At 67.7% G+C, this 25,538-nt stretch carries 28 protein-coding genes and 1 tRNA gene; 20 read left to right on the top strand and 9 right to left on the bottom strand.

The window, feature by feature from the left end; genetic code table 11:
* Positions 1-96 precede the first annotated feature (96 nt).
* From pheS to J2P76_RS14025, 7 genes are all read left to right on the top strand, one after another.
* Positions 97-1,119 (top strand): phenylalanine--tRNA ligase subunit alpha, encoded by a 1,023-nt coding sequence (gene pheS / locus J2P76_RS14055; protein ID WP_207408319.1) that lies wholly within the window; start codon positions 97-99, stop codon positions 1,117-1,119.
* A 13-nt stretch (positions 1,120-1,132) separates the two neighbouring features.
* Positions 1,133-3,550 carry a phenylalanine--tRNA ligase subunit beta gene (pheT, locus tag J2P76_RS14050; RefSeq protein WP_207408318.1) on the top strand — a complete coding sequence of 806 codons (2,418 nt, stop codon included), beginning with the start codon at positions 1,133-1,135 and terminating at the stop codon, positions 3,548-3,550.
* Positions 3,551-3,552: 2 nt separating this feature from the next.
* Complete coding sequence (locus J2P76_RS14045) at positions 3,553-3,897, top strand: integration host factor subunit alpha (protein WP_207408317.1); 345 nt, start codon at positions 3,553-3,555, stop codon at positions 3,895-3,897.
* A gap of 57 nt (positions 3,898-3,954) precedes the next feature.
* Positions 3,955-4,362, top strand: coding sequence for a MerR family transcriptional regulator (locus J2P76_RS14040; protein WP_207408316.1), 408 nt, complete (start codon positions 3,955-3,957; stop codon positions 4,360-4,362).
* A 78-nt stretch (positions 4,363-4,440) separates the two neighbouring features.
* Positions 4,441-4,517 (top strand) — tRNA-Pro (locus J2P76_RS14035).
* A 118-nt stretch (positions 4,518-4,635) separates the two neighbouring features.
* Complete coding sequence (locus J2P76_RS14030) at positions 4,636-4,809, top strand: hypothetical protein (protein WP_207408315.1); 174 nt, start codon at positions 4,636-4,638, stop codon at positions 4,807-4,809.
* 157 nt (positions 4,810-4,966) lie between these two features.
* On the top strand, positions 4,967-5,389 hold the full coding sequence (locus J2P76_RS14025) for a hypothetical protein (RefSeq protein WP_207408314.1): 423 nt from the start codon (positions 4,967-4,969) through the stop codon (positions 5,387-5,389).
* Between the two features lie 167 nt (positions 5,390-5,556).
* On the opposite strand, the gene hpaI is transcribed toward J2P76_RS14025, so the two are convergent.
* Genes hpaI through J2P76_RS14005 form a run of 4 tightly spaced genes read right to left on the bottom strand, consistent with a single transcriptional unit; the run spans position 5,557 to position 8,659 of the window.
* Positions 5,557-6,363, bottom strand: coding sequence for a 4-hydroxy-2-oxoheptanedioate aldolase (gene hpaI, locus J2P76_RS14020; RefSeq protein WP_207408313.1), 807 nt, complete (start codon positions 6,361-6,363; stop codon positions 5,557-5,559).
* 11 nt (positions 6,364-6,374) lie between these two features.
* Complete coding sequence (gene hpaH / locus J2P76_RS14015; protein WP_207408312.1) at positions 6,375-7,175, bottom strand: 2-oxo-hept-4-ene-1,7-dioate hydratase; 801 nt, start codon at positions 7,173-7,175, stop codon at positions 6,375-6,377.
* A 36-nt stretch (positions 7,176-7,211) separates the two neighbouring features.
* The gene (locus J2P76_RS14010) at positions 7,212-7,961 is read right to left on the bottom strand and encodes a fumarylacetoacetate hydrolase family protein (RefSeq protein ID WP_207408311.1); all 750 of its coding nucleotides are present in this window, start codon (positions 7,959-7,961) and stop codon (positions 7,212-7,214) included.
* Positions 7,962-7,972: 11 nt separating this feature from the next.
* On the bottom strand, positions 7,973-8,659 hold the full coding sequence (locus tag J2P76_RS14005; RefSeq protein WP_242697370.1) for a fumarylacetoacetate hydrolase family protein: 687 nt from the start codon (positions 8,657-8,659) through the stop codon (positions 7,973-7,975).
* 195 nt (positions 8,660-8,854) lie between these two features.
* Between J2P76_RS14005 and J2P76_RS14000 the strand changes: the two genes are divergently transcribed.
* Genes J2P76_RS14000 through J2P76_RS13990 form a run of 3 tightly spaced genes read left to right on the top strand, consistent with a single transcriptional unit; the run spans position 8,855 to position 11,899 of the window.
* Positions 8,855-9,856: a 2Fe-2S iron-sulfur cluster-binding protein gene (locus J2P76_RS14000; RefSeq protein WP_207408309.1), complete on the top strand. Its 1,002-nt coding sequence runs from the start codon at positions 8,855-8,857 to the stop codon at positions 9,854-9,856.
* 59 nt (positions 9,857-9,915) lie between these two features.
* Positions 9,916-11,268 carry an aromatic ring-hydroxylating oxygenase subunit alpha gene (locus tag J2P76_RS13995; protein WP_207408308.1) on the top strand — a complete coding sequence of 451 codons (1,353 nt, stop codon included), beginning with the start codon at positions 9,916-9,918 and terminating at the stop codon, positions 11,266-11,268.
* 25 nt (positions 11,269-11,293) lie between these two features.
* Entirely contained in the window at positions 11,294-11,899 is a 606-nt protein-coding gene (locus J2P76_RS13990) for a 3-phenylpropionate/cinnamic acid dioxygenase subunit beta (RefSeq protein ID WP_242697369.1), read from the top strand.
* An 18-nt stretch (positions 11,900-11,917) separates the two neighbouring features.
* Here the strand turns inward: J2P76_RS13990 and J2P76_RS13985 are convergent, their stop codons facing one another.
* Positions 11,918-12,685: an IclR family transcriptional regulator gene (locus tag J2P76_RS13985; protein WP_207408307.1), complete on the bottom strand. Its 768-nt coding sequence runs from the start codon at positions 12,683-12,685 to the stop codon at positions 11,918-11,920.
* A gap of 117 nt (positions 12,686-12,802) precedes the next feature.
* Here J2P76_RS13985 and J2P76_RS13980 point away from each other — a divergent pair, with 117 nt between their 5' ends.
* Positions 12,803-13,774: a Bug family tripartite tricarboxylate transporter substrate binding protein gene (locus J2P76_RS13980; RefSeq protein ID WP_207408306.1), complete on the top strand. Its 972-nt coding sequence runs from the start codon at positions 12,803-12,805 to the stop codon at positions 13,772-13,774.
* A gap of 32 nt (positions 13,775-13,806) precedes the next feature.
* Here J2P76_RS13980 and J2P76_RS13975 read toward each other — a convergent pair whose 3' ends face one another.
* Positions 13,807-14,202: a 5-carboxymethyl-2-hydroxymuconate Delta-isomerase gene (locus J2P76_RS13975; RefSeq protein ID WP_207408305.1), complete on the bottom strand. Its 396-nt coding sequence runs from the start codon at positions 14,200-14,202 to the stop codon at positions 13,807-13,809.
* An 89-nt stretch (positions 14,203-14,291) separates the two neighbouring features.
* On the opposite strand from J2P76_RS13975, the gene J2P76_RS13970 reads away from it, so the two are divergent.
* Positions 14,292-15,188 (top strand): LysR family transcriptional regulator, encoded by an 897-nt coding sequence (locus J2P76_RS13970; RefSeq protein ID WP_207408304.1) that lies wholly within the window; start codon positions 14,292-14,294, stop codon positions 15,186-15,188.
* Between the two features lie 10 nt (positions 15,189-15,198).
* Here the strand turns inward: J2P76_RS13970 and J2P76_RS13965 are convergent, their stop codons facing one another.
* Positions 15,199-16,854 carry an FAD-dependent oxidoreductase gene (locus J2P76_RS13965; RefSeq protein WP_207408303.1) on the bottom strand — a complete coding sequence of 552 codons (1,656 nt, stop codon included), beginning with the start codon at positions 16,852-16,854 and terminating at the stop codon, positions 15,199-15,201.
* Positions 16,855-17,100: 246 nt separating this feature from the next.
* Here J2P76_RS13965 and hpaE point away from each other — a divergent pair, with 246 nt between their 5' ends.
* From hpaE to J2P76_RS13950, 3 genes are read left to right on the top strand one after another with little or no spacing between them, the layout of a single operon-like run.
* On the top strand, positions 17,101-18,567 hold the full coding sequence (hpaE, locus tag J2P76_RS13960) for a 5-carboxymethyl-2-hydroxymuconate semialdehyde dehydrogenase (RefSeq protein ID WP_207408302.1): 1,467 nt from the start codon (positions 17,101-17,103) through the stop codon (positions 18,565-18,567).
* Between the two features lie 26 nt (positions 18,568-18,593).
* Entirely contained in the window at positions 18,594-19,457 is an 864-nt protein-coding gene (gene hpaD / locus J2P76_RS13955; protein WP_207408301.1) for a 3,4-dihydroxyphenylacetate 2,3-dioxygenase, read from the top strand.
* Entirely contained in the window at positions 19,454-20,248 is a 795-nt protein-coding gene (locus J2P76_RS13950) for an SDR family NAD(P)-dependent oxidoreductase (RefSeq protein WP_207408300.1), read from the top strand. The genes hpaD and J2P76_RS13950 overlap by 4 nt, the downstream gene beginning before the upstream one ends.
* Positions 20,249-20,285: 37 nt before the next feature.
* On the opposite strand, the gene hpaR is transcribed toward J2P76_RS13950, so the two are convergent.
* Together hpaR and J2P76_RS13940 are read right to left on the bottom strand one after the other, a co-directional pair.
* Positions 20,286-20,732 (bottom strand): homoprotocatechuate degradation operon regulator HpaR, encoded by a 447-nt coding sequence (gene hpaR / locus J2P76_RS13945; protein WP_207408299.1) that lies wholly within the window; start codon positions 20,730-20,732, stop codon positions 20,286-20,288.
* Positions 20,733-20,770: 38 nt separating this feature from the next.
* Positions 20,771-21,157 carry a VOC family protein gene (locus tag J2P76_RS13940; RefSeq protein WP_207408298.1) on the bottom strand — a complete coding sequence of 129 codons (387 nt, stop codon included), beginning with the start codon at positions 21,155-21,157 and terminating at the stop codon, positions 20,771-20,773.
* 173 nt (positions 21,158-21,330) lie between these two features.
* Between J2P76_RS13940 and J2P76_RS13935 the strand changes: the two genes are divergently transcribed.
* The 5 genes from J2P76_RS13935 (at position 21,331) to J2P76_RS13915 (ending at position 25,534) form a co-directional block, all read left to right on the top strand.
* Positions 21,331-21,579, top strand: a complete 249-nt coding sequence (locus J2P76_RS13935; protein WP_207408297.1) for a hypothetical protein — start codon at positions 21,331-21,333, stop codon at positions 21,577-21,579.
* A 263-nt stretch (positions 21,580-21,842) separates the two neighbouring features.
* A complete protein-coding gene (locus tag J2P76_RS13930; protein WP_207408296.1) occupies positions 21,843-22,697 on the top strand; it encodes an amidohydrolase family protein in 855 nt (284 codons plus the stop codon).
* Between the two features lie 81 nt (positions 22,698-22,778).
* Complete coding sequence (locus tag J2P76_RS13925; protein WP_207408295.1) at positions 22,779-23,771, top strand: TRAP transporter substrate-binding protein; 993 nt, start codon at positions 22,779-22,781, stop codon at positions 23,769-23,771.
* A complete protein-coding gene (locus tag J2P76_RS13920; RefSeq protein ID WP_207408294.1) occupies positions 23,772-24,266 on the top strand; it encodes a TRAP transporter small permease subunit in 495 nt (164 codons plus the stop codon).
* Positions 24,267-24,268: 2 nt separating this feature from the next.
* A complete protein-coding gene (locus tag J2P76_RS13915; protein ID WP_242697564.1) occupies positions 24,269-25,534 on the top strand; it encodes a TRAP transporter large permease in 1,266 nt (421 codons plus the stop codon).
* The last annotated feature ends 4 nt before the right edge of the window (positions 25,535-25,538 follow it).

The raw sequence follows: 25,538 nt of genomic DNA, 5'->3' as shown, positions 1-25,538 counted from the left end.
GCTGCAAACGGGGCTGTAGGCCCCGTTTGCGTTTTGGCGTAGGGTCCGCCCCCAGGCAGAACGCGACGGGGCATTGTTTTTAGGTTGTGAGATTCCATGAATCTATTGGCAGACGACCTGGTTTCCCAGGCCCAAGAACGCTTCGCCGCGGCGCCCGATGCCGTTGCCCTGGAAAACGCCAAGGCGCGCTTCCTGGGCAAAGAGGGCGCGCTGACCCTGCTGCTCAAGGGGCTGGCCAAGCTCGACCCCGACCAGAAGCGCGAAATGGGCGCGCGCATCAACCAGGCCAAGCAGCAGATCGAAGCGCTGCTGAACCAGCGCCGCGCGCAACTGGCCCAGGCCGAGCTCGACGCCCGCCTGGCCGCCGAAACCATCGACGTCACCTTGCCCGGCCGCGGCCGCGCGCCGGCGGGCATCCATCCCATCGCGCGCAGCTGGGAACGCGTCGAGGAAATCTTCCGCTCCATCGGGTTCGACGTGGCCGACGGCCCCGAAATCGAAGACGACTGGACCAACTTCACCGCGCTGAACAATCCGCTGGACCACCCGGCGCGGTCCATGCAAGACACTTTCTACGTCGACCTGCAAGACGGCGACGGCCTGCCGCTGCTGCTGCGCACGCACACCAGCCCCATGCAGGTGCGCTACGCGCGCATGCACCAGCCGCCCATCAAGGTCATCGCGCCGGGCCGCACCTACCGCGTCGACAGCGACGCCACCCATTCGCCCATGTTCCACCAGGTCGAAGGGCTGTGGATCGCCGAAGACATCTCGTTCGCCGACCTGAAGGGCGTCTATACCGACTTCCTGCGCCGCTTTTTCGAAAGCGACGACCTGGTCGTGCGCTTCCGCCCGTCGTTCTTCCCGTTCACCGAGCCGTCGGCCGAAATCGACATGATGTTCACGTCCGGCCCCAACCGCGGCCGCTGGCTGGAAATCTCGGGCTCGGGCCAGGTGCACCCGCAAGTGGTGCGCAACTTCGGCCTCGACCCCGAGCGCTACATCGGCTTCGCGTTCGGCTCCGGCCTCGAGCGCCTGACCATGCTGCGCTACGGCGTCGACGACCTGCGCCAGTTCTACGAAGGCGACCTGCGCTTCCTGCGCCAGTTCAACGAATAACCGACGGCTGATCATGCAATTTCCCGAATCCTGGCTGCGCGCCCTGGTCAATCCCGCGATCGCAACCGACGAACTGGCGCACCGGCTTACCATGGCCGGCCTGGAAGTCGAAGAAACCGCGCCGGTGGCGCCGCCGTTCACCGGCGTGGTGGTGGCGCGCATCACCGCCATCGCCCCGCATCCCGACGCCGACAAGCTGCGCGTCTGCCAGGTCGACGACGGCTCGGGCCAGCCCCTGCAGATCGTGTGCGGCGCGCCCAACGCGGCGCAGGGCCTGACGGTGCCGCTGGCGCGCGTGGGCGCCGAACTGCCTGGCGGCATGAAGATCGGCGTGGCCAAGATGCGCGGCGTGCAGTCGGCCGGCATGCTGTGCTCGGCGCGCGAGCTGGGCCTGTCGCAAGACCACGCCGGCCTGCTCGAATTGCCCGGCACGCTGGCGCCCGGCCAGTCGCTGCGCGAGGCGCTCGACCTCGACGACACGCTGTTCACCCTGAAGCTCACGCCCAATCGCGCCGACTGCCTGTCCATCCTGGGCGTGGCGCGCGAAGTCGCGGCCCTGACCGGCGCGCCGCTGTCGGTGCCCACCGCGAAGGCGGTGCCCGTCACCCTGGACGACCGCGTTCCGGTCGCCATCCAGGCGCCCGAGCTGTGCGGCCGCTTCGCCGGCCGCGTCATCCGCGGCGTCAATGCGCGCGCGGCCACGCCGGCCTGGATGAAGGCGCGCCTGGAACGCGCCGGCCAGCGTTCGGTGTCGGCGCTGGTCGACATTTCCAACTACGTCATGCTGGAGCTGGGCCGTCCTTCCCACGTGTTCGACCTCGACAAGATCCGCGGCGGCATCGAAGTGCGCTGGGCGCGCGACGGCGAAACCCTCGAGCTGCTCAACGGCCAGACCGTCGAGCTCAACAGCAAGGTGGGCGTGGTGGTGGCGGGCGAGCAGGTCGAAAGCCTGGCCGGCATCATGGGCGGCGAAGCCACCGCCGTCACGCTGGATACCGCCAATATCTATGTCGAGGCCGCTTTCTGGTGGCCCGAGGCCATTGCCGGCCGCGCGCGGCGCTACAAGTTCAGTTCCGAGGCCAGCCACCGCTTCGAGCGCGGCGTCGACTACGCCAGCATCCCCGAGCACCTGGAATTCATCTCGCGCCTGATCATCGATATCTGCGGCGGCCAGGCCGGCCCGATCGACGACCAGGCCGTCAACCTGCCGAGCCGCGAGCCGGTGCGCATGCGCCTGTCGCGCTGCCACCGCGTGCTGGGCGTGCCCGTGCCGCAGGCCGAAGTGGCGCAGATCTTCACCCGCCTGGGCCTGCCGTTCCAGGTGCAGGGCGACGATTTCATCGTCGAGCCGCCGTCGTACCGCTTCGACCTGTCTTTGGAAGAAGACCTGATCGAAGAAGTCGCGCGCATCCACGGTTTCGAGCGCCTGCCCGACGTGCCGCCGCTGGCGCGCGCGCAGATGTTCTCGCAGCCCGAGCAGCGGCGCGGCCCGCACGCGCTGCGCCGCCTGGCCGCCGGGCAGGACTACCAAGAGGTCGTCAACTACAGCTTCGTCGAGTCCGACTGGGAACGCGATTACGCCGGCAACGACAACCCCGTGCGCCTGCTGAACCCCATCGCCAGCCATCTGTCGGTGATGCGTTCCAGCCTGATCGCCGGCCTGGTGGCCAACATCCGCTACAACGCCAACCGCAAGCAGACGCGCGTACGCGTCTTCGAGCTGGGGCGCGTGTTCCTGCGCGACGCCGCACATCAGGACGGCCCGCTCGAAGTCGCCGGCGTGCGCCAGCCGCTGCGCCTGGCCGGCGCGGCCTGGGGCCCGGCGGTCGAAGAGCAGTGGGGCGTGCCGACCCGGCAGGTGGACTTCTACGACGTCAAGATGGACGTGCAGGCGCTGTTCGGCGCGCGCGCGGCCCAGCTGCGCTTCGAGCCCGCCGCGCACCCCGCGCTGCACCCGGGCCGCAGCGCGCGCATCGACCTCGACGGGCAGCCGGCGGGCTGGATCGGCGAACTGCATCCGCGCTGGGCGCAGCAGGCCGACCTGCCGCATGCGCCCGTGGTGTTCGAAATCGACGTCCAGGCCCTGTCGCAAGGCCGCCTGCCGCAGGTCAGCGAGCTGTCGCGCCAGCCGGTGGTGGTGCGCGACCTGGCGCTGTGGGTCGACCTGCCCGTCAGCGCCCAGGCCATGCTGGATACGGTGGCCGCCACCATCGCGGCCGATCCGCAGCTGGCGGTGGTGCAGGATGCCCGCCTGTTCGACGTATGGCGCGACCGCCCGCAGGACGGCCGGCCCGTCACCGAAAAAAGCCTTGCGTTCCGTTTCTGGCTACAGGACACTGAGGTCACGCTGGATGAAGCCCGCGTCGCCGACTGCCTGGCCCGTATCAACCAGGCGCTGGCCAGCGCCCACGGCGCGCGCCAGCGCACTTGACCATGGGGACTAACATGCTTGCCGAGCCGCGTACCCTGACCAAGGCCGAACTCGCCGAATTGCTGTTCGAGCGGGTGGGGCTGAACAAGCGCGAAGCCAAGGACATCGTCGATACTTTCTTCGAAGAAATCCGCGACGCGCTGGCACGTGGCGATTCGGTGAAGCTGTCGGGCTTCGGCAACTTCCAGGTGCGCAACAAGCCGCCGCGGCCCGGGCGCAATCCCAAGACGGGCGAGACCATTCCCATCGCGGCGCGGCGCGTGGTTACCTTCCATGCCAGTCAGAAGCTCAAGAGCGTGGTCGAGCAGGCCGAGCCGGCAGACGATGCGAACAATAGCGGGGAGTGATACGCTTTGTCGGCAATTGTTATCGGCTCATGATGCACCACGGCATAAAATCCATCCATGACTCGTCCCGAATCCACTGTTGCGCTTCCGCCCATTCCCGCCAAACGCTATTTCACCATTGGCGAAGTCAGTGACCTCTGCGGCGTCAAGCCGCACGTGCTGCGCTACTGGGAACAGGAATTCACCCAGCTCAAGCCGGTCAAGCGCCGCGGCAACCGCCGCTACTACCAGCACCATGAAGTCCTGCTGATCCGCCGCATCCGTTCGCTGCTGTACGAACAGGGCTTCACCATCAGCGGCGCGCGCAACCGGCTGGGCGATGCGCGCGACACGCCGCACGACCAGGACGCCGCCGTGCGTCTTTCGGGCGCCGAGATCCAGGCCCTGCGCGCCGAATTGGGCAACGTGTCGGCCATGCTGGGCGAGGCTCTGGGCGCGCCGGCCACGGACAACGAGGCGCGCTGAAAAAGCCCCGCTGCCGCACTAAAAAACCTGCTCCATCCGGTGCAGGTTTTTTTCAGTTCTGATATACTCTTTTTCTTTCGGGGCGTAGCGCAGCCTGGTAGCGCACTTGCATGGGGTGCAAGGGGTCGCGAGTTCGAATCCCGCCGTCCCGACCAGTAGTTCCAAGGCCGTTAGTGATAGTAATCACTAACGGCCTTTTCGTTTGGGCGGCCTGTTTCGCGCGGCGGTTTGGCCGCGTTGGCGGGTCGGCAACGCCTTGCGCAAATACCCAACATGGCGCCCAAGGCGCTGTACGCCGCCAACGGCGCGCGCACCGTTTACCTGACCGAGTTCGAGCCGCATTCGCAGGCCGGCAGCACCGGCACGCTGTATTACTCGAAGAGCTTCCACAATATCGACGAACTGCGCGCGAATTTCGCGGCCGGCATGGCCGCCTGCAAGGGCTGAAACCGGTTGCGCAGCGCCACGGGCGCGCGTTTACCGCGCGCCTTGCCCGGTTACATCAAGTAAGGGTAATTCCGTCCTACTTTGACGCGCCAACTGCACTACAGTGAGTCGCGCCGTGAGTTTTTTTCATCGGCGCAACCACCAAGGAGAGCAGAATATGTCCAATAGCCCTATGAAGGCCTGGAGCGATTACAAACCGAGCAAAACCATCTGGCTATGGTCATGCGTGGGCGCAGCCGTCGTGACCATGATTGTCGGCTTCACGGCCGGCGGCTGGGTGACCCAGAACACCGCGGCGAAGCAGGCCCAGGCCTCTACTGACGCCGCCGTGGCGCAATTGGCCGCGGGCATCTGCGTGCACCGCTTCATGGCGGCGCCCGATGCGCAAGCCCAGCTGGCGGCGCTCAAGAGCGCCGACTCGTGGAAGCGCGACGGCATGATCGAAAAGGGCGGCTGGGTGACTTTCGCCGACGCCAAGGCGCCGGTCGATGGCGCGGCCGATCTGTGCGCCAGCAAGCTGATGGAGTCGGGCGCGGCCGCCGCGACGACCACGGTGCCGCGCACCAGCGGCGCTTCCTGATCGCGCACGGCGCGCCCGTTGCAGCCGTTGCAGGTGTCTGACTCCCGCAGGGTGTCAGACACTGAAGTGTGCCGAGGGCGTCTCAACATATACGGTGTCTGACACCCTGCGGGGGGCAGACACCTGGCCGACCTGGCCGGTCAGGCGCGTGGCGCAGCGCCCATATCTCAGTAGGGTCCGCTGGGCTTGGCCGGCGCGGCGGCGGGCTGGCCCTTGAACGACTGGGCCAGTTTCTCGGCGGCGCGCGCCAGCAGCGTCGCATCCACTCCCACTGCCACGAAGGTGGCGCCCAGATCCAGGTAGTGGCGCGCCTGCGCCGGATCGGCATGCAGGATGCCGGCAGCCTTGCCGGCGCGCACGATGCGCACGATGGCGTCGTCGATGGCGGCGCACACCTCGGGGTGGCCCGGGTTGCCCAGGTGCCCCATGCTGGCCGACAGGTCGGCCGGCCCGATGAACACCCCGTCCACGCCTTCCACCGCCAGGATGCCGTCGAGCGCCTGCAGGCCCTGCGGCGTTTCGATCTGCACCAGCAGGCACATTTCATCGTTGGCGCGCTGTACGTAGTCGGGAATGCGGTTCCAGCGCGACGAGCGCGCCAGGGCGCTGCCCAGGCCGCGGATGCCGTGCGGCGGATAGCGCATGGCCGACACGGCGGCGGCGGCTTCTTCGGCCGACTGGATCATGGGCACCAGCAAGGTCTGCGCGCCCGCGTCGAGGATCTGCTTGATCTGGACGAAGTCGTTCCAGGGCGGCCGCACCACCGGAGCGACCGGGTAGGCCGCCACGGCCTGCAGCTGCCCCAGCATGGTCTGCAGCGTGTTCGGCGCATGCTCGCCGTCGATCAGCAGCCAGTCGAAGCCGGCGCCCGCGCAGATTTCCGCCGTGTAGGGATGGGCCAGCCCGGCCCACAGGCCGATCTGCGGTTGGCCGGCGCGCAGCGCGCGCTTGAATTGGTTGGTAAGGATATCCATGGAAGGTGCTGTTAAATGAAGCGGCAATTGACAGAGCCCAGCGCGCCGTAATCGACCGCGAAAGTATCGCCCGGGCGGGCATAGACCGGCCGCGTGAACGAACCCGACAGGATCACCTGGCCGGGTTCGAGCGTAACACCGCGCGGCCCCAGCTTGTTGGCCAGCCACACCACGCCGTTGGCCGGGTGGTTGAGCACGCCCGCGGCCAGGCCGGTTTCTTCGACCACCGCGTTGCGCGACAGGATGGCGCCCACCCAGCGCAAGTCGACTTCATGGATGCGCACCGGGCGGCCGCCCAGCACCACGCCTGCATTGGCGGCGTTGTCGGCAATGGTGTCGAACACCTTGCGCGGCCGCTTGCTGTCGGGGTCGATCTGGTGCGAGCGGGCGTCGATGATCTCGAGCGCCGGCACTACGTAGTCGACCGCGTTGTACACGTCTGTCAGGGTTACGCCCGGGCCGCGCAGCGGCTTGGCCAGGATGAAGGCCAGCTCGACTTCCAGGCGCGGCACGATGAAGCGCTCGGCTGGGATATCGCCTTCGCCGAAGAACATGTCGTCGAGCAGGGTGCCGTAGTCGGGCTCGTCGATCTGCGAGGCCTGCTGCATGGCGCGCGAAGTCAGGCCGATTTTGTGGCCTTTGATACTGCGGCCTTCGGCGATTTTCAGGTCCAGCCACTGGCGCTGGATGGCGTAGCCGTCGTCGATGGTGATCTCGGGGTGCTCCAGCGAAATCTGGCGGATCTGGGTGCGGCTGCGCTCGGCCTGGTGCAGGCGGGCGGCGAGTTCCTGGATAGTGGATGCGTCGAGCATGAGTGCGGTGATGAGTTGATGAATGAGTGGAAGGGATCAGGCGGGTTCGGCCACCAGGGTGTTGACCAGCCGGCCCACGCCCTGGATCTCGGTGACGACTTCGTCGCCCGGCACCACGTTGACGATGCCGTCGGGCGTGCCGGTCAGGATCAGGTCGCCTGGCGACAGGGTCATGAAGCTGCTGAAGTAGGCGATGAGCGCGGGCACGTCGAACACCATGTCGCGCGTGTTGCCGTGCTGGGTTTCCTTGCCGTTCACGGTGGTGCGCAGTTCGAGGTTCATGGGGTCGGGGATATCGTCGCGGTCGACCAGCCAGGGCCCCAGGGGCGTGCAGGTATCGCGGCTCTTGACGCGCAAATTGGGACGGTACCAGTTTTCCAGGTAGTCGCGCAGCGCATAGTCGTTGGCCACCGTGTAGCCGGCCACGTGCTCGTAGGCGCGCTCGCGGGCGATGTTGCGGCCCGGCTTGCCGATGACCACGGCCAGTTCGCACTCGTAGTGCATCATGGCCACGTCGGCGGGCCGGTGGGTGAAGGCTCGGTGGCCGACGAAGGCATTGGCCGCCTTCAGGAAGCCCAGCGGCTCTTCGGGCGCCTTGAACGCCAGTTCCTTGGCGTGGTCGGCGTAGTTGATGGCCAGCGTGAAGGTGGTGCGCGGCTCGATGGGCGGCAGCCATTCGACCTGGTCCTGCGCCACGACGCGGCCATCGGCCAGGCGCAGTTCGGCGTCGCCGTGTTCGGTGGCCAGGTGGATGTTGCCTTGGTAGCGGATGCGGGCGTGTTTCACGAGGGGCTCCTTCAGCGCGCTGCGACCAGGCGGTTGGCCAGGCGGCCCAGCGCGCCGATGCTGATTTCGTATTGCTGGCCGGCGCGGGCCTGCGGCTCGCCAGCCGGGATGCCGGCCAGCAGCACGTCGCCGGCTTCCAGCGTCATGAAGCGGGTAACGTCGGCGATGAGCCGGGCCGCGGGGCGCACCCAGTTGCGGGTGGAGGCCTGCTGCACGACCTGGCCGTCGACACTGACCTGGATGTCCAGGTCATCGGGGTCGGCCACCTGGCCGCGCGGCACTACCGGACCCATGGGGCAGAAGCCGTCGCGGCACTTCTGCTTGATGGCGGGCCGGTAATAGCTGGCGTGCGGCACGTACAGGTCGGCGACGATGCGGTAGCCGGCCACGTATTCGAGCGCGCGGCCGGCGTCGACGCGGCGGGCCTGGCGGCCGAACACGATGCCCAGGCAGGCGCCGACCACGACGGTGTCGGCATCGGCGGGCAGGGCGATGGCGTCGCCGTCGGCGGCATAGGTGTTGGCCGGCTTGATGTACAGCACGGGCGCCCGCGGCGGCGCCTTGTACGGGGGCTGGTTGACCGCGTCGCCCAGCGCGGCCAGCGCGGCCGCGTCATTGAGCAGCACGCCGGCCACGGTGCGCGGCAGGTCGCCCGTGGGGGATTGGCACAGCGCCGCGTAAGAAAACGAGGATGGCATGGGGTCTCCTTCGAGGCGTCGCGCCATGGCGGCCGCGATAGCTTCAAATTATTAACATGTTATCTATTATCCAGAAAGCCTCCCGCGCTGGCAAGTCGCGGCGCGGGCTTGACAAGGGCCCGGCAAAAGGCGAAGAATAAAAAATGAGAATGATGTCCATCAGACGGACATATGCCATTGAGCGAGGATTTCCCCATGAGCCGCCATGCGATCACCCTGATTTTTTCCGACGGCGAGTCGCGCCGCTTCGATGCCGAGGCGGGCGCGCGGCTGGTGCAGGCGGCCGGCCAGGCCGGCTACCAGCTACTGGCCGGCTGCGGCGAAGGCAACTGCGGCACCTGCATGGCGTCGCTGCTGTCCGGCGAGGTGACGCTGGGCGAGTACGACCGGTACACGCTGGTGGATGAAGACCGGGCCGGCGGCGCGATCTTGCCGTGCGTGGCGGCGCTGGACGGGCCCTGTGTGATCGAGTTTCCGTACGAGTTTTCGGAATGCATGGCGGCGCAGGCCGAGCCCCGGCAGGGCCGCATTGCGGCCGTGCAGCGGGTGGCGGCGCAGACGCTGCGCCTGGACGTGGCGCTGGAGCAGGCGCCCGATTTCCTGCCGGGCCAGTACGTGCACTTGGGGCCGCCGCAGGCCGATTGGGCGCGCGCCTATTCCATGGCCAACGCGCCCGGCGCCGACTGCCTGAGCTTTTATGTGCGCGAGCTGGACAACGGACGCTTTTCCGGCTGGCTGGCGCAGGCCGCGGCGGGGCAGGCCATCAGCGTGGGAGCGCCGCGCGGCGCCTTCTTCCTGCGCGACGAGGCGCGGCCGCGCCTGTTCGTGGCCGGCGGCACGGGCCTGGCTCCCATTTTGTCGATGCTGCGCGCGCTGGCGGATGCGCCCGCGCCGGCGTGCGGCGAGCCCATGCACATTCTGGTGGGAGGGCGCAGCGGCGCGCACCTGTTCGCGCACGAAGAGCTGGCCGGACTGGCGGCGCGCATACCCGGCGCCGTGGTGCAGTGGGCCGCCGAGCAGGATGCGCCGGCCGGCTGCCATGCGGGGCGCGTCACCGAGCTGATCGAGGCCATGCGCCTGCCCGCCGACACGCGTGCATACGTGTGCGGCCCGCCCGCCATGGTAGAGGCGGTGCGGCAGTCGGTGGTCAAGGCCGGCGCCGCGGGCGGCGATGTGCTGTGCGAACGATTCAGTTGAACCGAATACGGCGCGCGCCGCCGGGCGCGCGCTGCCTGTTGATTCCAATGGAGGCCTGAATGAGCGGCAAGACCTACGAGCATTATGTGGACCTGAAGAAAGGCCTGGTGAGCCGGGAAATGTTCTTCCAGGAAAGCGTGTACCGCGACGAACTGGAAAAGCTGTTTCCGCGGGTATGGCAGTTTGTCGGCCATGAAAGCCAGATTCCCAATGCCGGCGATTATTTCGTGTCGCGCATGGGCGAAGAGTCGGTGATTCTGTGCCGCGACAAGAAGCAGCAGATCCATGTGTTCCTGAACTCGTGCCGCCACCGGGGCATGAAGGTCTGTCTGTACGACGAAGGCAATACGTCGCTGTTCACCTGCCCGTACCACGCCTGGAGCTATACGCTGGACGGCAAGCTGCAGGGCGTGCCCATGTACAAGACCATCTACGAAGGCTGCATGGAAAAGGCCGACTGGGGCCTGATCGAGCCGCCCAACATCTGCAACTACAAAGGCACCATCTGGGCCAACTGGGACCCCGAAGCGCCGGATTTCCTGACCTACCTGGGCGACGCCAAAGAGCACCTGGACCTGGCGCTGGACTGCCGCGACGGCCGCGAGGGCGGCTCGGAAGTCTTCGGCGGCATTACCAAGTGGATCATTCCGTGCAACTGGAAATTCCCGGCCGAGAATTTCATGGGCGACACGTATCACAACGTCAGCCACAAATCGGTGGACCTGATCGGCATCGGGCCCAGCGCCAAGGCCGACGTGAAGGGCCGCCGCGACAACGAGCTGGAACACGCCAAGCACTTGTGGATCAACTTTCCGCAAGGCCATGGCGTGCACAGCGCCATCATGCCCGAAGGCCAGGAATACGTGGAGTCGTTCAAGGACAACCCCGAGGTCGAGGCGTATTTCCGCCACTGCTTCGAAGAACGGCGCCGGCGCCTGGGCGACAAGTCGCGCCTGCGGCCGTTCGTGGGCACGATTTTTCCCAACACGTCGTTCCACGGCAACCAGCCGCGCTCGATTTTCGTGTGGCACCCGCATGGGCCCGACACTGTCGAGGTCTGGCGCTTCTTCCTGGTGGACAAGGACGCGCCGCCGGCGGTCAAGGACTTCCTGCGCCATTACTACATGCGCTATTCGGGCCCGGCCGGCATGACCGAGCAGGACGATATGGAGAACTGGAACTACGCCACGGCGGCCAGCCGCGGCACGATTGCGCGGCGCTACCCGTACAACTACCAGCAGTCGCTGGGCAAGTCGGCCATCAACGACCCGGTGCCGGGCAACGTGTCGCTGCAGGTCGGCGAAGAAAACCCGCGCGCGCTGTACAACCGCTGGCGCGACTACATGGAAGGCAAGGGCTGGGACGACCTGCTGGGCAAGAACGATCCCATGTACCGGCCCGCGCAAAGCTGAGCCGCCGACCGCCATTCCAGGAGCAATGATGAATACCCAGGTTTCCCCCCAGCCGGCGGCGCCGGCGCACGGCAATACCGTCGGCGGCGATGCGGCCGGCCTGCAGCACCTGCTGCTGCGGCTGGAAGTCGAAGAATTCCTGTACCGCGAGGCCGACCTGATCGACTCGCGGCGGTTCGACGACTGGCTCGACACGCTGGCCGACGATCTGAGCTATTTCATGCCGATCCGCCGCAACGTCAAGTACGGCACCCATGAAGAACGCGAGAACACGCGCCAGGGCCGCGACATCAGCTGGTTCGACGAAGACAAGTGGACCCTGCGCAAGCGCGTCGAGCAGATCCAGACCGGCGTGCACTGGGCCGAAGAGCCGCTGTCGCGCGTGTGCCACCAGGTCAGCAATGTGCGCGTGCTGGCGGTGCGCGAACTGCCCGATGGCGGCTGCGAGGTCGATGTGGGTTCGCGCTTCCTGGTGTACCAGAACCGCGTCGAATACGAGACCTATTTTTTCGTGGGCAAGCGCAACGACACGCTGCGCCGCCAGGCGGGCGGGCCCTGGCAACTGGCCCGCCGCGAGATCATTCTGGACCAGAACGTGCTGCTGGCGAAGAACCTGACCGTGTTCTTCTGAAGCCGGCGCCGCCGCGCGTCAGGCCGCGCCCGGCGCCCGTTCGGCATGGCCCAGCATGGCCGACAGCTCGGCCGCGGCCCGGGTGACCAGGGCGGCCAGCGACGCCACGCGGTCCTTGTCCAGCCGCACGGCCGGGCCGAACACGCCGATCGACCCGGCCACCGCGCCGGCGCGGTCGAAGAACGGCGCGGCCACGGCGGTGGCGCCCCGCATCAGTTCGTCGTGGCTCTCGGCGTAGCCCTTTTTCTTCACCTGCGCCAGGTCGCGTTGCAGGCGGGCCGGCTCGATGTCCAGGGCCTGGCTGTAGCGCGCCAGCTGGGCGGCGGTGGGCGCCGCATAGGCCAGGATGGCGCGGCCGCTGGCGCCGCGTTCGATTTTTTCGCTGTAGCCCACGCCGCGCTTGAAGCTCAGGGGCTGCGGGCAGGGCAGTTCGGCGACGCACAGCCGCAAGTCGCCGCGCGGCACGAACAGGGCCACGGTTTCGCGGGTCTGTTCCCAGACTTGCTGCAGCACCGGGCGCGCCAGGCGCGGCAGATCCAGGCCGGCGGCCCAGATGTGCGCCAGGCGGGCCACGGCGGGGCCCAGGCTGAAGCGCTGGGGGTCGCCCTCGGACACGATATAGCCCTGGTTTTCCAGGGTGTACAGCAGCCGGTACAGCGTGGGGCGGCTCAGGCCGACCCGCCTGGCCAGCTCGATGGCCGAGAGCTGGGAGTCTTCGAGCGTGAAGGCCTGCAGGATGGCCAGGGCGCGCTCGACGGCGCGCACGCCTTCGGAGGTTTTTTCCATGGATGGGGAGGCTGATGGGGAGTAAGGGTTTTCGATAGATTGATCATAGTCCATTGTATGGACTTAAATTTCATAAATAAGTTAACAGGTTAATCACAGAGCATTCCAGGAGACATCATGAAAATATCCACCTTGCTTGCCGCCGGCTGCATGGCCGCCGCGGCGTACGCGCTGCCGGCTTCGGCGGCCTATCCGGAAAAGCCGGTCAACGTCATCGTCGGCTTCGCGCCGGGCGGCACCAACGACATCCTGGCGCGCCTGGTGTCTTCGGAACTGGAAAAGCGCCTGGGGCAGACCTTCATCGTCGAGAACAAGCCCGGCGCCAATTCCATGATCTCGGCCAACTACGTGAAAGCCGCGCCCAACGACGGCTACACGCTGCTGGTGATATCGAGCGGCGGCCTGACGGTGAACCCCGCGGTGTACAAGCCCGGCCGCCTGACGTACGACCCCGTGAAAGACTTCACGCCCGTGGCGCTGCTGGCGAAGTTTCCGCTGGTGATCACCACCGGCCCCAAACTGAAAGACATCAAGTCGGTGTCGGAACTGATCAAGCTGCAGAAGTCGCAGAAAGCGCCGTTGACGCATGGCGTGGCGACTTCGACCTTCCAGCTGGCGGCGGAGCTGATGGCCAGCATGGCGGGCGTGCAGTTCACGCACGTGCCGTACCGGGGCTCGGGGCCGGTGGTGGTGGACCTGACCGGCGGCCAGATCGACCTGGCCTTCCTGGACAGCGCGGCCGTGATCCCGTCGGTGCAGGCCGGCCGCCTGCACGCGCTGGCGGTGACCACCAAAGAGCGTTCGCCGGTGCTGCCCGACGTGCCGACCGTGGCCGAATCGGGCCTGGCCGGCTATGACGTGCCGATCTGGAGCGCGCTGGTGGCTCCGGCGGGCACGCCGCCCGAGGTGGTGCGCACGCTGAACGCCGCGCTGGCCGAGATCCTGAAAGAGCCCGAGATCCAGAAGCGCTATCACCAGCTAGGCATGGACACCGGCACGGCCGACGGCGAGGTGCTGCGCCAGGCGATCTCGACCGATATCGCGCGCTGGACCAAGGTGGCGCACGACGCCGGCATCCAGCTCGAATAACCAGGCGGGGCGGCAGCCCCGGGGCTGCCGCTTCAGGCCTGGCGCGCCTGCAGGTATTGCCGGTAATTGTTGTGCTTCAGGTTCAGCACCGGGTCGGCTTCTTCCAGCTGCAGGCTCAGGCCCAGCGGCAGTTGCGCCATCAGGGGCTCGGTGAAAGCGCGCAGCGCGGCGAACACCCGTTCGGCCGCGCGCTGTTTTTCAGCGGCATCGCGGCCATGTCCGACCCTGATGGTGACATGGATGAAGGTATTGTCGGGGTGGCCGTCGACGATCAGGTAGTCTTCGACGGCGATGGCGCGCGTGCGCGCGCCGGCCAGGGGGAATACGCTGCCGTCATCGACGGCGCTGTCCTGTATGGTGCGCATCAGGGCCGGCACATCCAGGCGCGGGCGCAGGTTGTTGGAATACTCTATCCAGATGTGGGGCATGACGGTCTCCGCGCGATTTAATTGCCATGTTAATGATAATCAAAACCGGAGGGCCGGACAATGACTGAGCCCGCGCAACAGGGCAGGCCATGACGCCGACCCTGCGCCAGCTGCAGGCCTTCGTGCACGTGTACCGGCTGGGCAGCCTGACCCAGGCCGCGCAGGCCATGCACGTGACGCAGTCGGCCGCCAGCGTGCTGCTGCAGCAGCTTGAAGAAGCGCTGGGCGTGCTGCTGTTCGACCGCACTTCGCGCACGCTGCGTCCCACCGACGCCGGCCGCGAGGCCTACGAGATGGCGCAGCGCGTGCTGCAGGATGTCGACCTGCTGGTCAGCAATGCCCGCGGGCTGGCCGACCGGCGGCGCGGGCTGCTGCATTTCGCGGTGACCACTTCCGTGGCGGCCACGCTGATGCCGCTGGCGATCGAGCAGTTCCAGCAGCGTTACCCCGACATCCGCCTGGTGATGCACGACCTGGGGCCCGACCGGCTGATTGCGCCGGTTCTGGAGCAAGAGGTGGAGTTCAGCATCGGCACGCCGGACGCGCGCGCCGCGGGCATCGCCCTGACGCCGCTGCTGCGCGACCAACTGGGGGTGGTGTGCCGCGACGACTCGCCGCTGGCCGCCCGCAAGCGCCTGCGCTGGCGCGACCTGGCGCCGTTCCCGCTGATTACCGTGCGGCATGGCAACGGCATCCGCACGCTGATCGACGGCGCGCTGTCGCAGGCGGGCATTGATTTCCATCCCGCCTGGGAAGTCTCGTTCCTGTCGACCGCGCTGGCCCTGACCTCGCGCGGCCTGGGCGTGTCGGTGCTGCCCGGCTACCTGGTCAGCGGCTTCCAGTATCCCAACCTGTTGACCCGGCCTCTGCACGACCCCGCGGTGGAGCGCAGCCTGTACGTGGTGACGCGCAAGGGCCATACCCTGTCGCCCGCGGCGGCGGCGCTGATCGGCGTATTTACCGAGATCCTGGCGCAGCCGCGCTGAGTCGCGCGCCTCAGTGCGCGGCGCCGCACAGGCGGGCCACCAGCGATTCCGGGTCGGCGGGCAGGGCGTCGCCGCGCCAGGCCACGTGCTGGTCGGGCCGCGACAGTAGCAGCGCGTGCCGGTACGCCGCGGCGCGCGGGTCGTGGCGGCCCACGTCCAGCACGGCCAGCGGCATGCCGCCGGCCCGTGCGGCGCGCAGCAGCGGCGCGATGTCGATGGCGGGGTCGAAGCGCAGCAGCGTATAACCCGGGCCCAGCACGTCGTACAGCGGCGTGCCGTCTTCCAGCTCGAAATAGGGCGTGCGGCAGCCGGGCACGGTGGACGCGGTGAACGCACCCATGGAATAGCCGGGCGCCGCTTCGCCGTCGTAGGCCACCAGCGGCGAGCGGTCATAGAAGTAGCCGAAGTTCAGCCCGGCGCAGCAGTACTGCTGCACGTTCAGCTCGTAGGCCGCGCGGCCCAGCGCCGCCCGCAGCGCGTCGCCCTGCGGGCCGGGCTGCTCGATGCCGTCGGGCACGCTCTTGCGCTGGCTGGCCATGGCGTGCGCATGATTCATGGCGAAGTGCGACACTTGCTCGGTGATGGGCAGGCGCTCGGCCTCGTAGGCATCCAGGATGCCCGGCGCGCCCCAGCCCTGCAGGCGCGCGGCCAGCAGCCAGGCCAGATTGGCGGCGTCGGCGATGCCGGCGTTCATGCCGTAGCCGGCATAGGGCACCCACAGGTGGGCGGAATCGCCGCACAGGAACACGCGCCGGTCGCGGAAGCGGTCGGCCACCAGGCGCCGGCCGTACCAGTCTTCCTTGCTGATGATGTCGTAGCGGAAGCCGGCGTCCACGCCCAGGATGGCCCGGATGGAGGCGTCGCGGTCCACCGATTCGAAGTCGGGCTCGTCGTCGCGCAGATAATTGTGGATCAGCCAGCGTTCGCGGCCATCGATGGCGTACATGTTGCCGCTGCGGCGCGGATTGAGCGAAAACGTGGCCCAGGCCGGCGCATGCCGGAAGCGCGCCAGCAGGCCGGGCGCGTGGATATAGGTGGACTGCACCCGCTGCACCACCGCATCGCCGCGCAGCTGCGCGCCGATGCGCTTGCGCACCATCGAGCGGCCGCCATCGCAGCCGACCAGGTAGTCGCAGCTGAATGCCAACTGCTCGCCAGTGTCGACGTGCTCGGCCACGGCCCGCACGCCTTGCGCGTCCTGTTCGAAATCGCGCAGCGCCGCGCGGTTCAGGATGCGGATGCGGGCCTGCGCCTCGGCGTGCAGGAACAGGATGGGTTCCAGGTAGATCTGGTTGATGCGGTGCGGCGGCTCGGCGGTGGGCCAGCCGGTGTCGGGGCCTGCGGCGGCCGTGTAGCGGTCGCGCCGGCACGGGATGGGGATGCGGGTCAGTTCCTGGCCGGTGGCGGTGGTACGGTAGGCGATGTCGTGCGGATAGTCTTCCGGCAGCCCGGCCTGGCGCACCGCGCCGGCCACGCCCAGGCGGCGCAGGATCTCCATCGAGCGCGCCGACACGTGGTTGCACTTGACGTTGGGCGGTTCGAGCCGCTGGCGCGGTTCCAGCACCGTGACGTCGATGCCGCGGGCGGCCAGTTCCATGGCCAGCACCAGGCCTACCGGGCCGGCGCCGGCAATCAGTACACCGGTGTGGGCGGGCTGCGTAGTCATGCGGGAAGGTCTCCTTGGGGGCGCGCCGGAACGGGCGCGGACAGGCAGATTGCAGCACGGCCTTATTCATAAATGAATCGAAAGTTTTTTATTCATCCATCGTATTTGTTCATGAATGTGGCGCGCCGCCCCGGCGGGCCGCGGCGCATTGACAGCCTGGGGCAAACCGGAGATCATTAACGAGTTAATTATTTCTGCGGCCGACCCAACCCGGCCGGCAGGCCCAGACGCGCAAGGAGAACATCTGTGACCATCAAACACTGGATCGACGGCAAGCAGGTCGACAGCGACGACCGCTTCACCACCTTCAACCCGGCCACGGGTCAGGCCATCGACGAAGTCGCGGCGGGCGGCGCACGCGAGATCGATGCCGCGGTGGCCGCCGCCAAGCGGGCCTTTCCCGGCTGGGCCAATACGCCGGCGCGCGAGCGCGCGCGCCTGATGCGCCGCCTGGGTGAACTCATCGACCAGAACGTCCCGCAGCTGGCCGAGCTGGAAACCGCCGACACCGGCCTGCCCATTTCGCAGACCCGCAAGCAGCTGATTCCGCGCGCGTCGGAGAACTTCAATTTCTTCGCCGAAGTCTGCGTGCGCATGAACGGGCATACCTACCCGGTGGACGACCAGATGCTGAACTACACGCTGTACCAGCCGGTGGGCGTGTGCGCCCTGGTGTCGCCCTGGAACGTGCCGTTCATGACCGCCACCTGGAAAACTGCGCCGTGCCTGGCGCTGGGCAACACGGCGGTGCTGAAGATGTCGGAGCTGTCGCCCCTGACCGCCGACCAGCTGGGCCGGCTGGCACTGGAAGCCGGCATTCCGCCCGGCGTGCTGAATGTGGTGCAGGGCTATGGCGCCACGGCGGGCGACGCGCTGGTGCGGCACCCGGACGTGCGCGCCATCTCGTTCACCGGCGGCACGGTCACGGGCAAGAAGATCATCGCCGGGGCCGACGGCATCAAGAAATTCTCGATGGAGCTGGGCGGCAAGTCGCCCGTGCTGGTGTTCGACGATGCCGACCTCGACCGCGCGCTGGACGCGGCGCTGTTCACCATTTTTTCGCTCAACGGCGAGCGCTGCACCGCCGGTTCGCGCATTTTCGTGCAGGAAAGCGTGTATGACGATTTCGTGCGCAAGTTCGCCGAGCGCGCGCAGCGCCTGGTGGTGGGCGACCCGACCGACGAAAAGACCAATGTCGGCTCGATGATCACGCGCCAGCACTGGGAAAAGGTCACCGGCTATATCCGCCTGGCCGAGCAAGAGGGCGCGCGCATCGTGGCCGGCGGCGCAGACAAGCCGCAGGGCCTGCCGGCGCACCTGAGCCAGGGCAATTTCGTGCGGCCCACGGTGCTGGCCGACGTGGACAACCGCATGCGCTGCGCCCAGGAAGAAATCTTCGGCCCGGTGGCCTGCCTGCTGCCGTTCAAGGGCGAGGCCGACGGGCTGGCGCTGGCCAACGACGTCAAATACGGCCTGGCGTCGTATATCTGGACCAACGACCTGGGCCGCGCCCACCGGCTGGCCCGCGGCATCGAGGCCGGCATGGTGTTCGTCAACAGCCAGAACGTGCGCGACCTGCGCCAGCCGTTCGGCGGCATGAAAGAATCCGGCACCGGCCGCGAAGGCGGAGAATACAGCTACGAGGTGTTTGCCGAGGTCAAGAACGTCTGCGTGTCGATGGGCGGCCATCACATCCCGAAGTGGGGCGTATAGCGCCCGCCAGGGGCCAGGAGAGACATATGGGGAAACTATCGTTGGCGGCCAAGATCACGCATGTGCCGTCCATGTACCTGTCGGAACTGCCCGGCAGGCACCAGGGCTGCCGCGAGGCGGCCATCGAGGGCCATCGCGTCATCGGCCGGCGCTGCCGCGAGCTGGGCGTGGACACCCTGCTGGTGTTCGACGTGCACTGGCTGGTCAACGCCGGCTATCACGTGAATTGCAACGGGCAATTCTCGGGGGTGTACACCAGCAACGAGCTGCCGCATTTCATCAAGGACATGCGCTACGCCTATCCGGGCAATCCGGCGCTGGGCCACCTGATCGCCGAGGCCGCCAACGCGCGCGGCGTGGCCACGCGGGCCCACGAGATCGACAGCCTGGAACTGGAATACGGCACGCTGGTGCCCATGCGCTACATGAACCAGGACGGCCATTTCAAGGTGGTGTCGATGGCGGGCTGGTGCGCCTGGCACAAGCTGGACGACAGCCGCCGCATGGGCGAGGCGGTGCTCGAAGCCATCGAGCGCAGCGACAGCAATGTGGCGGTGCTGGCCAGCGGATCGCTGTCGCACCGCTTCAATGACAACGGCAGCCCCGAAGAATCCATCCACAGCATCAGCCGCGAATTCTTCCGCCAGGTGGATCTGCGGGTGGTGGAGCTGTGGCGCCAGGGCGACTGGAAGACCTTCTGCGCCATGCTGCCCGAGTACGCCGAGCTGTGCGAAGGCGAGGGCGGCATGCACGACACGGCCATGCTGCTGGGCCTGCTGGGCTGGGATGCCTACGACCGGCCGGCCGAGATCATTACCGAATACTTCGCCAGTTCCGGCACCGGGCAGATCAACGCGATCCTGCCGCTGCCGCAGGAGCGCGCAGCATGAAAACCGTGATCGTAACCGGCGGGACCTTCGGCATCGGGGCCGGCATCACGGTGGGGCTGGCCCGGGCCGGCTGGCGGGTGGTGGCGTTCGGGCTGGAGTCGGCCCAGGTGTCCAGCACCGCGCACAACGGCATCCGGCAGGTGCAGGCCGAGCTCGAGCAGGCCGGGCTGGAGGCCGATCTGCTCGAAGCCGATGTGTCGCGGGCCGACGACGTGGCGCGCGTGGTGCGCCATACGCTGGAGCGCCATGGCCGCATCGACGGCCTGGTGAACAATGCCGCCATCGGGCCGCTGGGCACGGTGCTGGATACCGACGAAGCCCTGTGGGACCAGATCATGGCGGTGAACCTCAAGGGCGTGTACCTGTGCGCGCGCCAGGTGATACCGCACATGGCGCGGCAGGGCGGCGGCGCCATCGTCAACGTGGGGTCGGGGGCCGGCTGGGGCAAGCCCAACATGGCAGCCTACAGCGCCAGCAAAGGCGGCCTGGTGGCGCTGGGCGCCGCCATGGCCTACGACCACTTCCATCAGCACATCCGCGTCAATACGCTGATTCCCGGCGGCGGCGGCATCGTGTCGGGCATGAGCCTGGGCCGCGTGGGGGGCGACGCGTCGAAGTTCGGCCGCAACGCGGCCGGCTCGGCGGCGGGCCGGCCGGTGGTGCCGGAGGACATGGCCGCGGCGGCGGCATTCCTGCTGTCGGACCAGGCCGCCGCGATTTCGGGCACGGTGCTTGATGTGGGCTGCTTCGCCCACCAGGGCGGGCCCGTGCCGCCGCGCCCCCAGGGATAGCCGCGCCGCCGGCCGCTGGCCGGCGCCGGCGCGGCCGTCAGACCGCCGGCGGTTCGCGCTTGACCAGTTCGATGGCCGCGTCGATATCGCGATACAGGCGCTCGAGGCGGTCTTTGCCCACGGTTTTTTCCAGGTTTTCGTAGCGCTTGTCCACCAGCGGACGCATGCGCTCGATCAGTTTGCGCCCCTTGGGCGTAAGCGAGATGTCCTGGCGCCGCTGGTCGGCGCTGGAGCGCGCCCGTTCGATCAGGCCGGCCTGTTCCATGCCCAGCAGCATGCGCGTCAGGCTGGGCCGCAGGATCTGGCAGCTGGCGGCGATCTGGTTGGGCTCCATGGGTTCCAGGTCGCTGAGCGTGCGCAGCACGCGCCATTGCTGTTCGGTGACGCCGGCCTGGTTCAGGATGGGCCGGAAATGCGCCATCAGCGCCTCGCGCGCATACAGCAACAGATGGGGCAGGTTGCGGTGATGGAAGTGGCGGTTCATGCCCGCGATGTTATCAAGATTCCGCCGCGCGGCCCGCTTCACGACCCGGCCTGCAGCTCGGAGATCTCGATCAGGTTCAGGTCGGGATCGCGCAGGTACACCGAGCGGATCTTGCCGGTGGCGCCGGTGCGCGCCACCGGGCCTTCGATGATGCGCGCGCCGGCCGCGGCCAGGTGTTCGATGACCTGGTCCAGCGGGCGGTCGGCGATGAAGCAGAGGTCGAGCGCGCCGGGCACCGGCAGGTGCGCCTTGGGCTCGAACTCGCTGCCGCGCACATGCAGGTTGATCTTCTGGTTGCCGAAGCGCAGGGCCTGGCGGCCCTGGCCGAAGGTTTCCAGGCGCATGCCCAGGATGCGGGTATAGAAGTCGACGGTGGCGGCCGGGTCGGTGCAGGTCAGGACCAGGTGGTCCAGGTGGTCGATCATGCGGTGTCCTCAGTGCGATGCGGGCGTGCCATGCGGGCCGGGCGGGCGCCCGGCGCGGATGCGCGCGCCTGCCGATTGTAGGCGCGCGCCGGGGCCGGGCGCCTGACATGAATCTGTCGCACGCGCGTCATACGCTGGACGCGTCACCAGATTTTTCTTTCCGGCGGATATTCATGAATATCGCAAAAGGCGTGCGTATCGAGGGCTACCGCATTCATTGCGACGTGGTTGAACTGCCCGGCGGCCAATACCGGCTGGTGGTCGCATCTCACCAGGAAGGCCGCCCGGACACCGAGCGCGCCTGGCAGGTGCCCGACTGGGAACCTTGCAGCCAGCTGGCCGAGGCGCAGCGGCGGGCGGGGCGCCTGTTGAAGAGCATCAAGCGCGTGGGCGCGTGCGGCGAACCGCTGTACGGCAACTGACCCGCGGCGCCGCATCGTATTCCTGGACGGGCGTCAGCCGGCGTCCAGTATTGCCATCGACCCCACCAGTCCGTAGAATAAATTCCAAATACAAGACATAAGCTATAAAAAATTCATAATACCGAAAAATAAAGCTGTCCGGACTGATGCAGGACCACCAAGGGAGGTCGTCAGATGGGGTTGGACCAAAGCTTTTCCCGCCGCGCGCCGCGGCGCCGCACCCGGCGCGCGCCGCCCATGCCCTGCACGGGGGGCGTGCGTCCATGACCTACCTGCCGTTTGATGCCGCGCTCAAGCCGGCCCGCCAGCGGCTTCCCGCGGGAGCCTGCGACTGCCATTTCCATATTTTCGAGAGCCCCGGCCAGTATCCGCTGGCGGCCGGCCGCGCCTATACGCCCACGCCCGCCCCGCGGGCCAGCTATCAGGCGCTGCGCGCCGCATATGGCATCGACCGCGCGGTGCTGGTGCATCCCAGTGTGTATGGGGCCGACCACGCCAGCTATGAGGCGCTGCTGGCCGAGCATGCCGCCTGGCTGCGCGGCGTGGCCGTGGCCTATGCGCACACGCCCGACGAGGACATTGCGCGCTGGCATCGGCTGGGCACGCGCGGCACGCGCGTGAACGTGCTGTTCCAGGGCGGCCCCACGCAGGCCGACATAGACAGCATCATCGACAAGATCAGCCCGCACGGCTGGCACGTGCAATTGTTCGGCGACCTGTCGCGGGTGCCCGACCTGGCGCCGCGCATCGCCGGGCGCGTGCCGGTGGTGGTGGACCACATCGGCCACGGTCAGCCGGGGCAACTGATCGGCAGCGCCGGTTTCGCCAACCTGCTGGCCTTGCTGCGCGAGGGCAGGGCGTGGGTGAAGCTGTCGGCGCCATACCGTTCGTCGGCGGATGCGCCGGCCTACCCGGAAGTGCGCCCCCTGGTCGATGCCATCCTGGACGCCAACCCGGCGCAGGCGGTGTGGGGCACCGACTGGCCGCATCCGCACATTCCGGGGCCCATGCCCAACGACGGCGACCTGGTGGACCTGGTGTACGACTGGCTGCCCGATGCCTCCATCCGGCAGGCGGTGCTGGTCGACAACCCGGCGCGGCTTTACTGGCGGGACTGATCCGCTCGCCGGCCTTGGCGCGCGCAGGGCAGCCGTGCGCGCGCACCTATTACTCGAAGACAACATCTACAAGGGGCAGACATGAACATCTGGTTCAAGAGACTGTGCGTGGCGGCGGCGGGATGCCTGGCCATTGCGGCGGCGCAGGCGCAGGACAAGCAGGTCATCAAGCTGGGCTGGACCACCACGGACGGCGAGCAGGATCCCTATGCCATCGGCGCGCGCGCCTTCAAGGCCGCGCTGGAGGCCGATCCGAACGGCAAGTCGTTCGAAGTGCAGCTGTACCCGAACCGGCAATTGGGCGACGAGAAGGCGCTGCTGGAAGGCGTGCGCATGGGCCTGGCGCAGGCCGGCCTGATCACCAATGCCGTGGTAGCGCAGATGGAGCCGGCCTTCCAGCTGAATGACCTGCCGTTCCTGTATGCGTCGTCCGAGCAGGCCTACCAGCTGATGGACGGCCCCATCGGCCGGCAGCTGGCCAAGAAGCTCGAGGCCAAGGGCATCGCCGTGCTGGGCTACATGGGCGGCGGCTTTCGCAACATGATCAACAACGTGCGGCCGGTGAAGGCGCCGCAGGACGTGGCCGGCGTGAAGTACCGCGTGATGCAGAGCCCCATTTACATCGGCATGTACGAAGCGCTGGGCGGCAGCCCGGTGCCGATGGCCTGGGGCGAGACCTACACCGCCGTGCAGCAGGGCGCGCTGGACGGGCTGGAGATCCCGCTGTCGGTGATCGACTCGACCAAGTCGTACGAGATCACCAAGTTCCTTTCCCTGACCAACCATACTTTCTCGGTGATCGAGTTCGTGTTCAACAAGCGCCTGCTCGACAAGATGGCGCCGCCGCAGCGCCAGGCCATCCTGGACGCCGCGCGCAAGGCCGCACAGGAAGAGCGCAGGATCAACGACGAGAACGCCCGGAAACTGGTGGCGACGCTGAAAGAGAAGGGCATGCAGGTCAACACCATTGACAACCCGGCGGCGTTCCGCGAGAAGGTCAAGCCGGTGTACGACGCTTTCCGGCCCGGCATCGGCCCGGACCTGCTGGACGCCGCGCTGGCCCAGGTGAAGTAAGTGGGCGCGCTGCTCAAAGCGCTGACGCGCTGCAATGACATCATCACGCGCGCCGTGAAGGGCGTCATCGTGGTGATGGCCGCGCTGATGGTGGCGGCCATCCTGTGGCAGGTGTGCATGCGCTATATCTTCAACCGCCCGCCATCCTGGACGGAAGAGCTGGCGCTGCTGCTGTTCAGCTGGTCGATGCTGCTGATGCTGGCGGTGGGGGTGCGGGAATCGTTCCATGTGCGCATGGACCTGTTGATCGAGCGCCTGCCGGCGGGCGGCGGCAGGCTGCTGCAGGCGCTGATCGACCTGGCCACGGCGGCGTTCGGGGCCTACCTGGTGGTGTCGGGGCTGGGCTACGCGCTGGAAATGTACGGCGCCACCTCGGCCGCCATCGGGTATCCCATCGTGCTGCTGTACAGCGCGGCGCCGACCTGCGGCGCCCTGGTGTTCCTGTACGGCCTGGAACTGCTGTGGGCGCGCCATGCAACCGGAGAACCGTCGTGAGCATGAGCGTCTGGATCCTGACCGCCGGGTTCGCCGCCCTGGTGGTGCTGGGTGTGCCGTTTGTGTTCGCCATCGGGCTGGCGGTGGTGGCGGTAATGGTGGTGGCGGATATCCCGTCGATGCTGCTGCCGCAGACCATGGTGGCGGGCACGCAGTCATTCAGCCTGCTCGGCATCCCGTTCTTCATGCTGGCGGGCGAACTGATGTCGGCGGGCGGGCTGTCGAGGCGGCTGATCGCGGTGGCCGACGTGTTCGTGCGCCATCTGCTGGGCGGGCTGGGGCACGTGACCATCGTGGCGGCGTGCATCTTCGCGGCGATTTCCGGCTCGGCGCCCGCCACCACCGCGGCCATCGGCGGCGCCATGATTCCGGCCATGGCCGAGCGGGGCTATTCCAGACCCTACGCCACCTCGCTGGCGGTCAGCGCCGGAGTGCTGGCCCCGCTGATCCCGCCTTCGATCGCGTTCATCATCTGGGGCGTGATTGCCGAGCAGTCGATCGCCCAGCTGTTCCTGGCCGGCGTCATCCCGGGGCTGATCATGGCGGTGGGCCTGTCGGCCATCGTGATATGGCGCGCCCACCGCGACCGGGTGCCGCAGCTGCCGCGCGCCACGGCGGCCGAACTGGGCGCCGCGCTGCGCAAGGGCGTCTGGGCGCTGCTGGCGCCGGTGATCGTGCTGGGCGGTATTTACGGCGGCGTGTTCACGCCGACCGAGGCGGCCGCGGTGGTGTGCTTCTACAGCTTCATTGTCGGCGTGTTCATCGAAAAAGAGCTGCGCCTGTCGCAGGTGCCGGCGGTGATCCTGCGCGCCATGAGGGTCAGCGCCATTGTCATGGGCATCGTGGCGGTGTCGGGCGGCATGGGCGTGCTGGTGGCGCAGGAACAGTTCGCCACCAGGCTGGCCGCGCTGCTCAGCGCGTCGATACACCAGCAGTGGGTGATGCTGCTGATCCTGAACCTGGGGTTCTTCCTGCTGGCGGCGGTGATGGACGAGATCGCGCTGATGCTGATCTTCGGCCCCATGCTGATCGCCATCGGGCACCAGTTCGGCATCGATCCCATCCATTTCGGCGCGATGATCGTCACCAATGTGGCGATCGGCATGGCCGCGCCGCCGATCGGCTATTGCCTGTTCGTCGGCACGGCCATCAGCGGCCAGCGCCTGACCGCCGTGGCGCGCGCGATCTGGCCGCAGGTCGTGATGATGCTGGCGGTGCTGATGCTGGTGACGTACGTGCCGGCATTTTCGCTGGCCCTGGTCCGATGAGCCG

It is taken from the genome of Bordetella petrii, from assembly GCF_017356245.1.
In the GTDB taxonomy this organism is placed as follows: domain Bacteria; phylum Pseudomonadota; class Gammaproteobacteria; order Burkholderiales; family Burkholderiaceae_B; genus Bordetella_A; species Bordetella_A petrii_D.
This window is presented reverse-complemented; position numbering and strand designations above follow the sequence as displayed.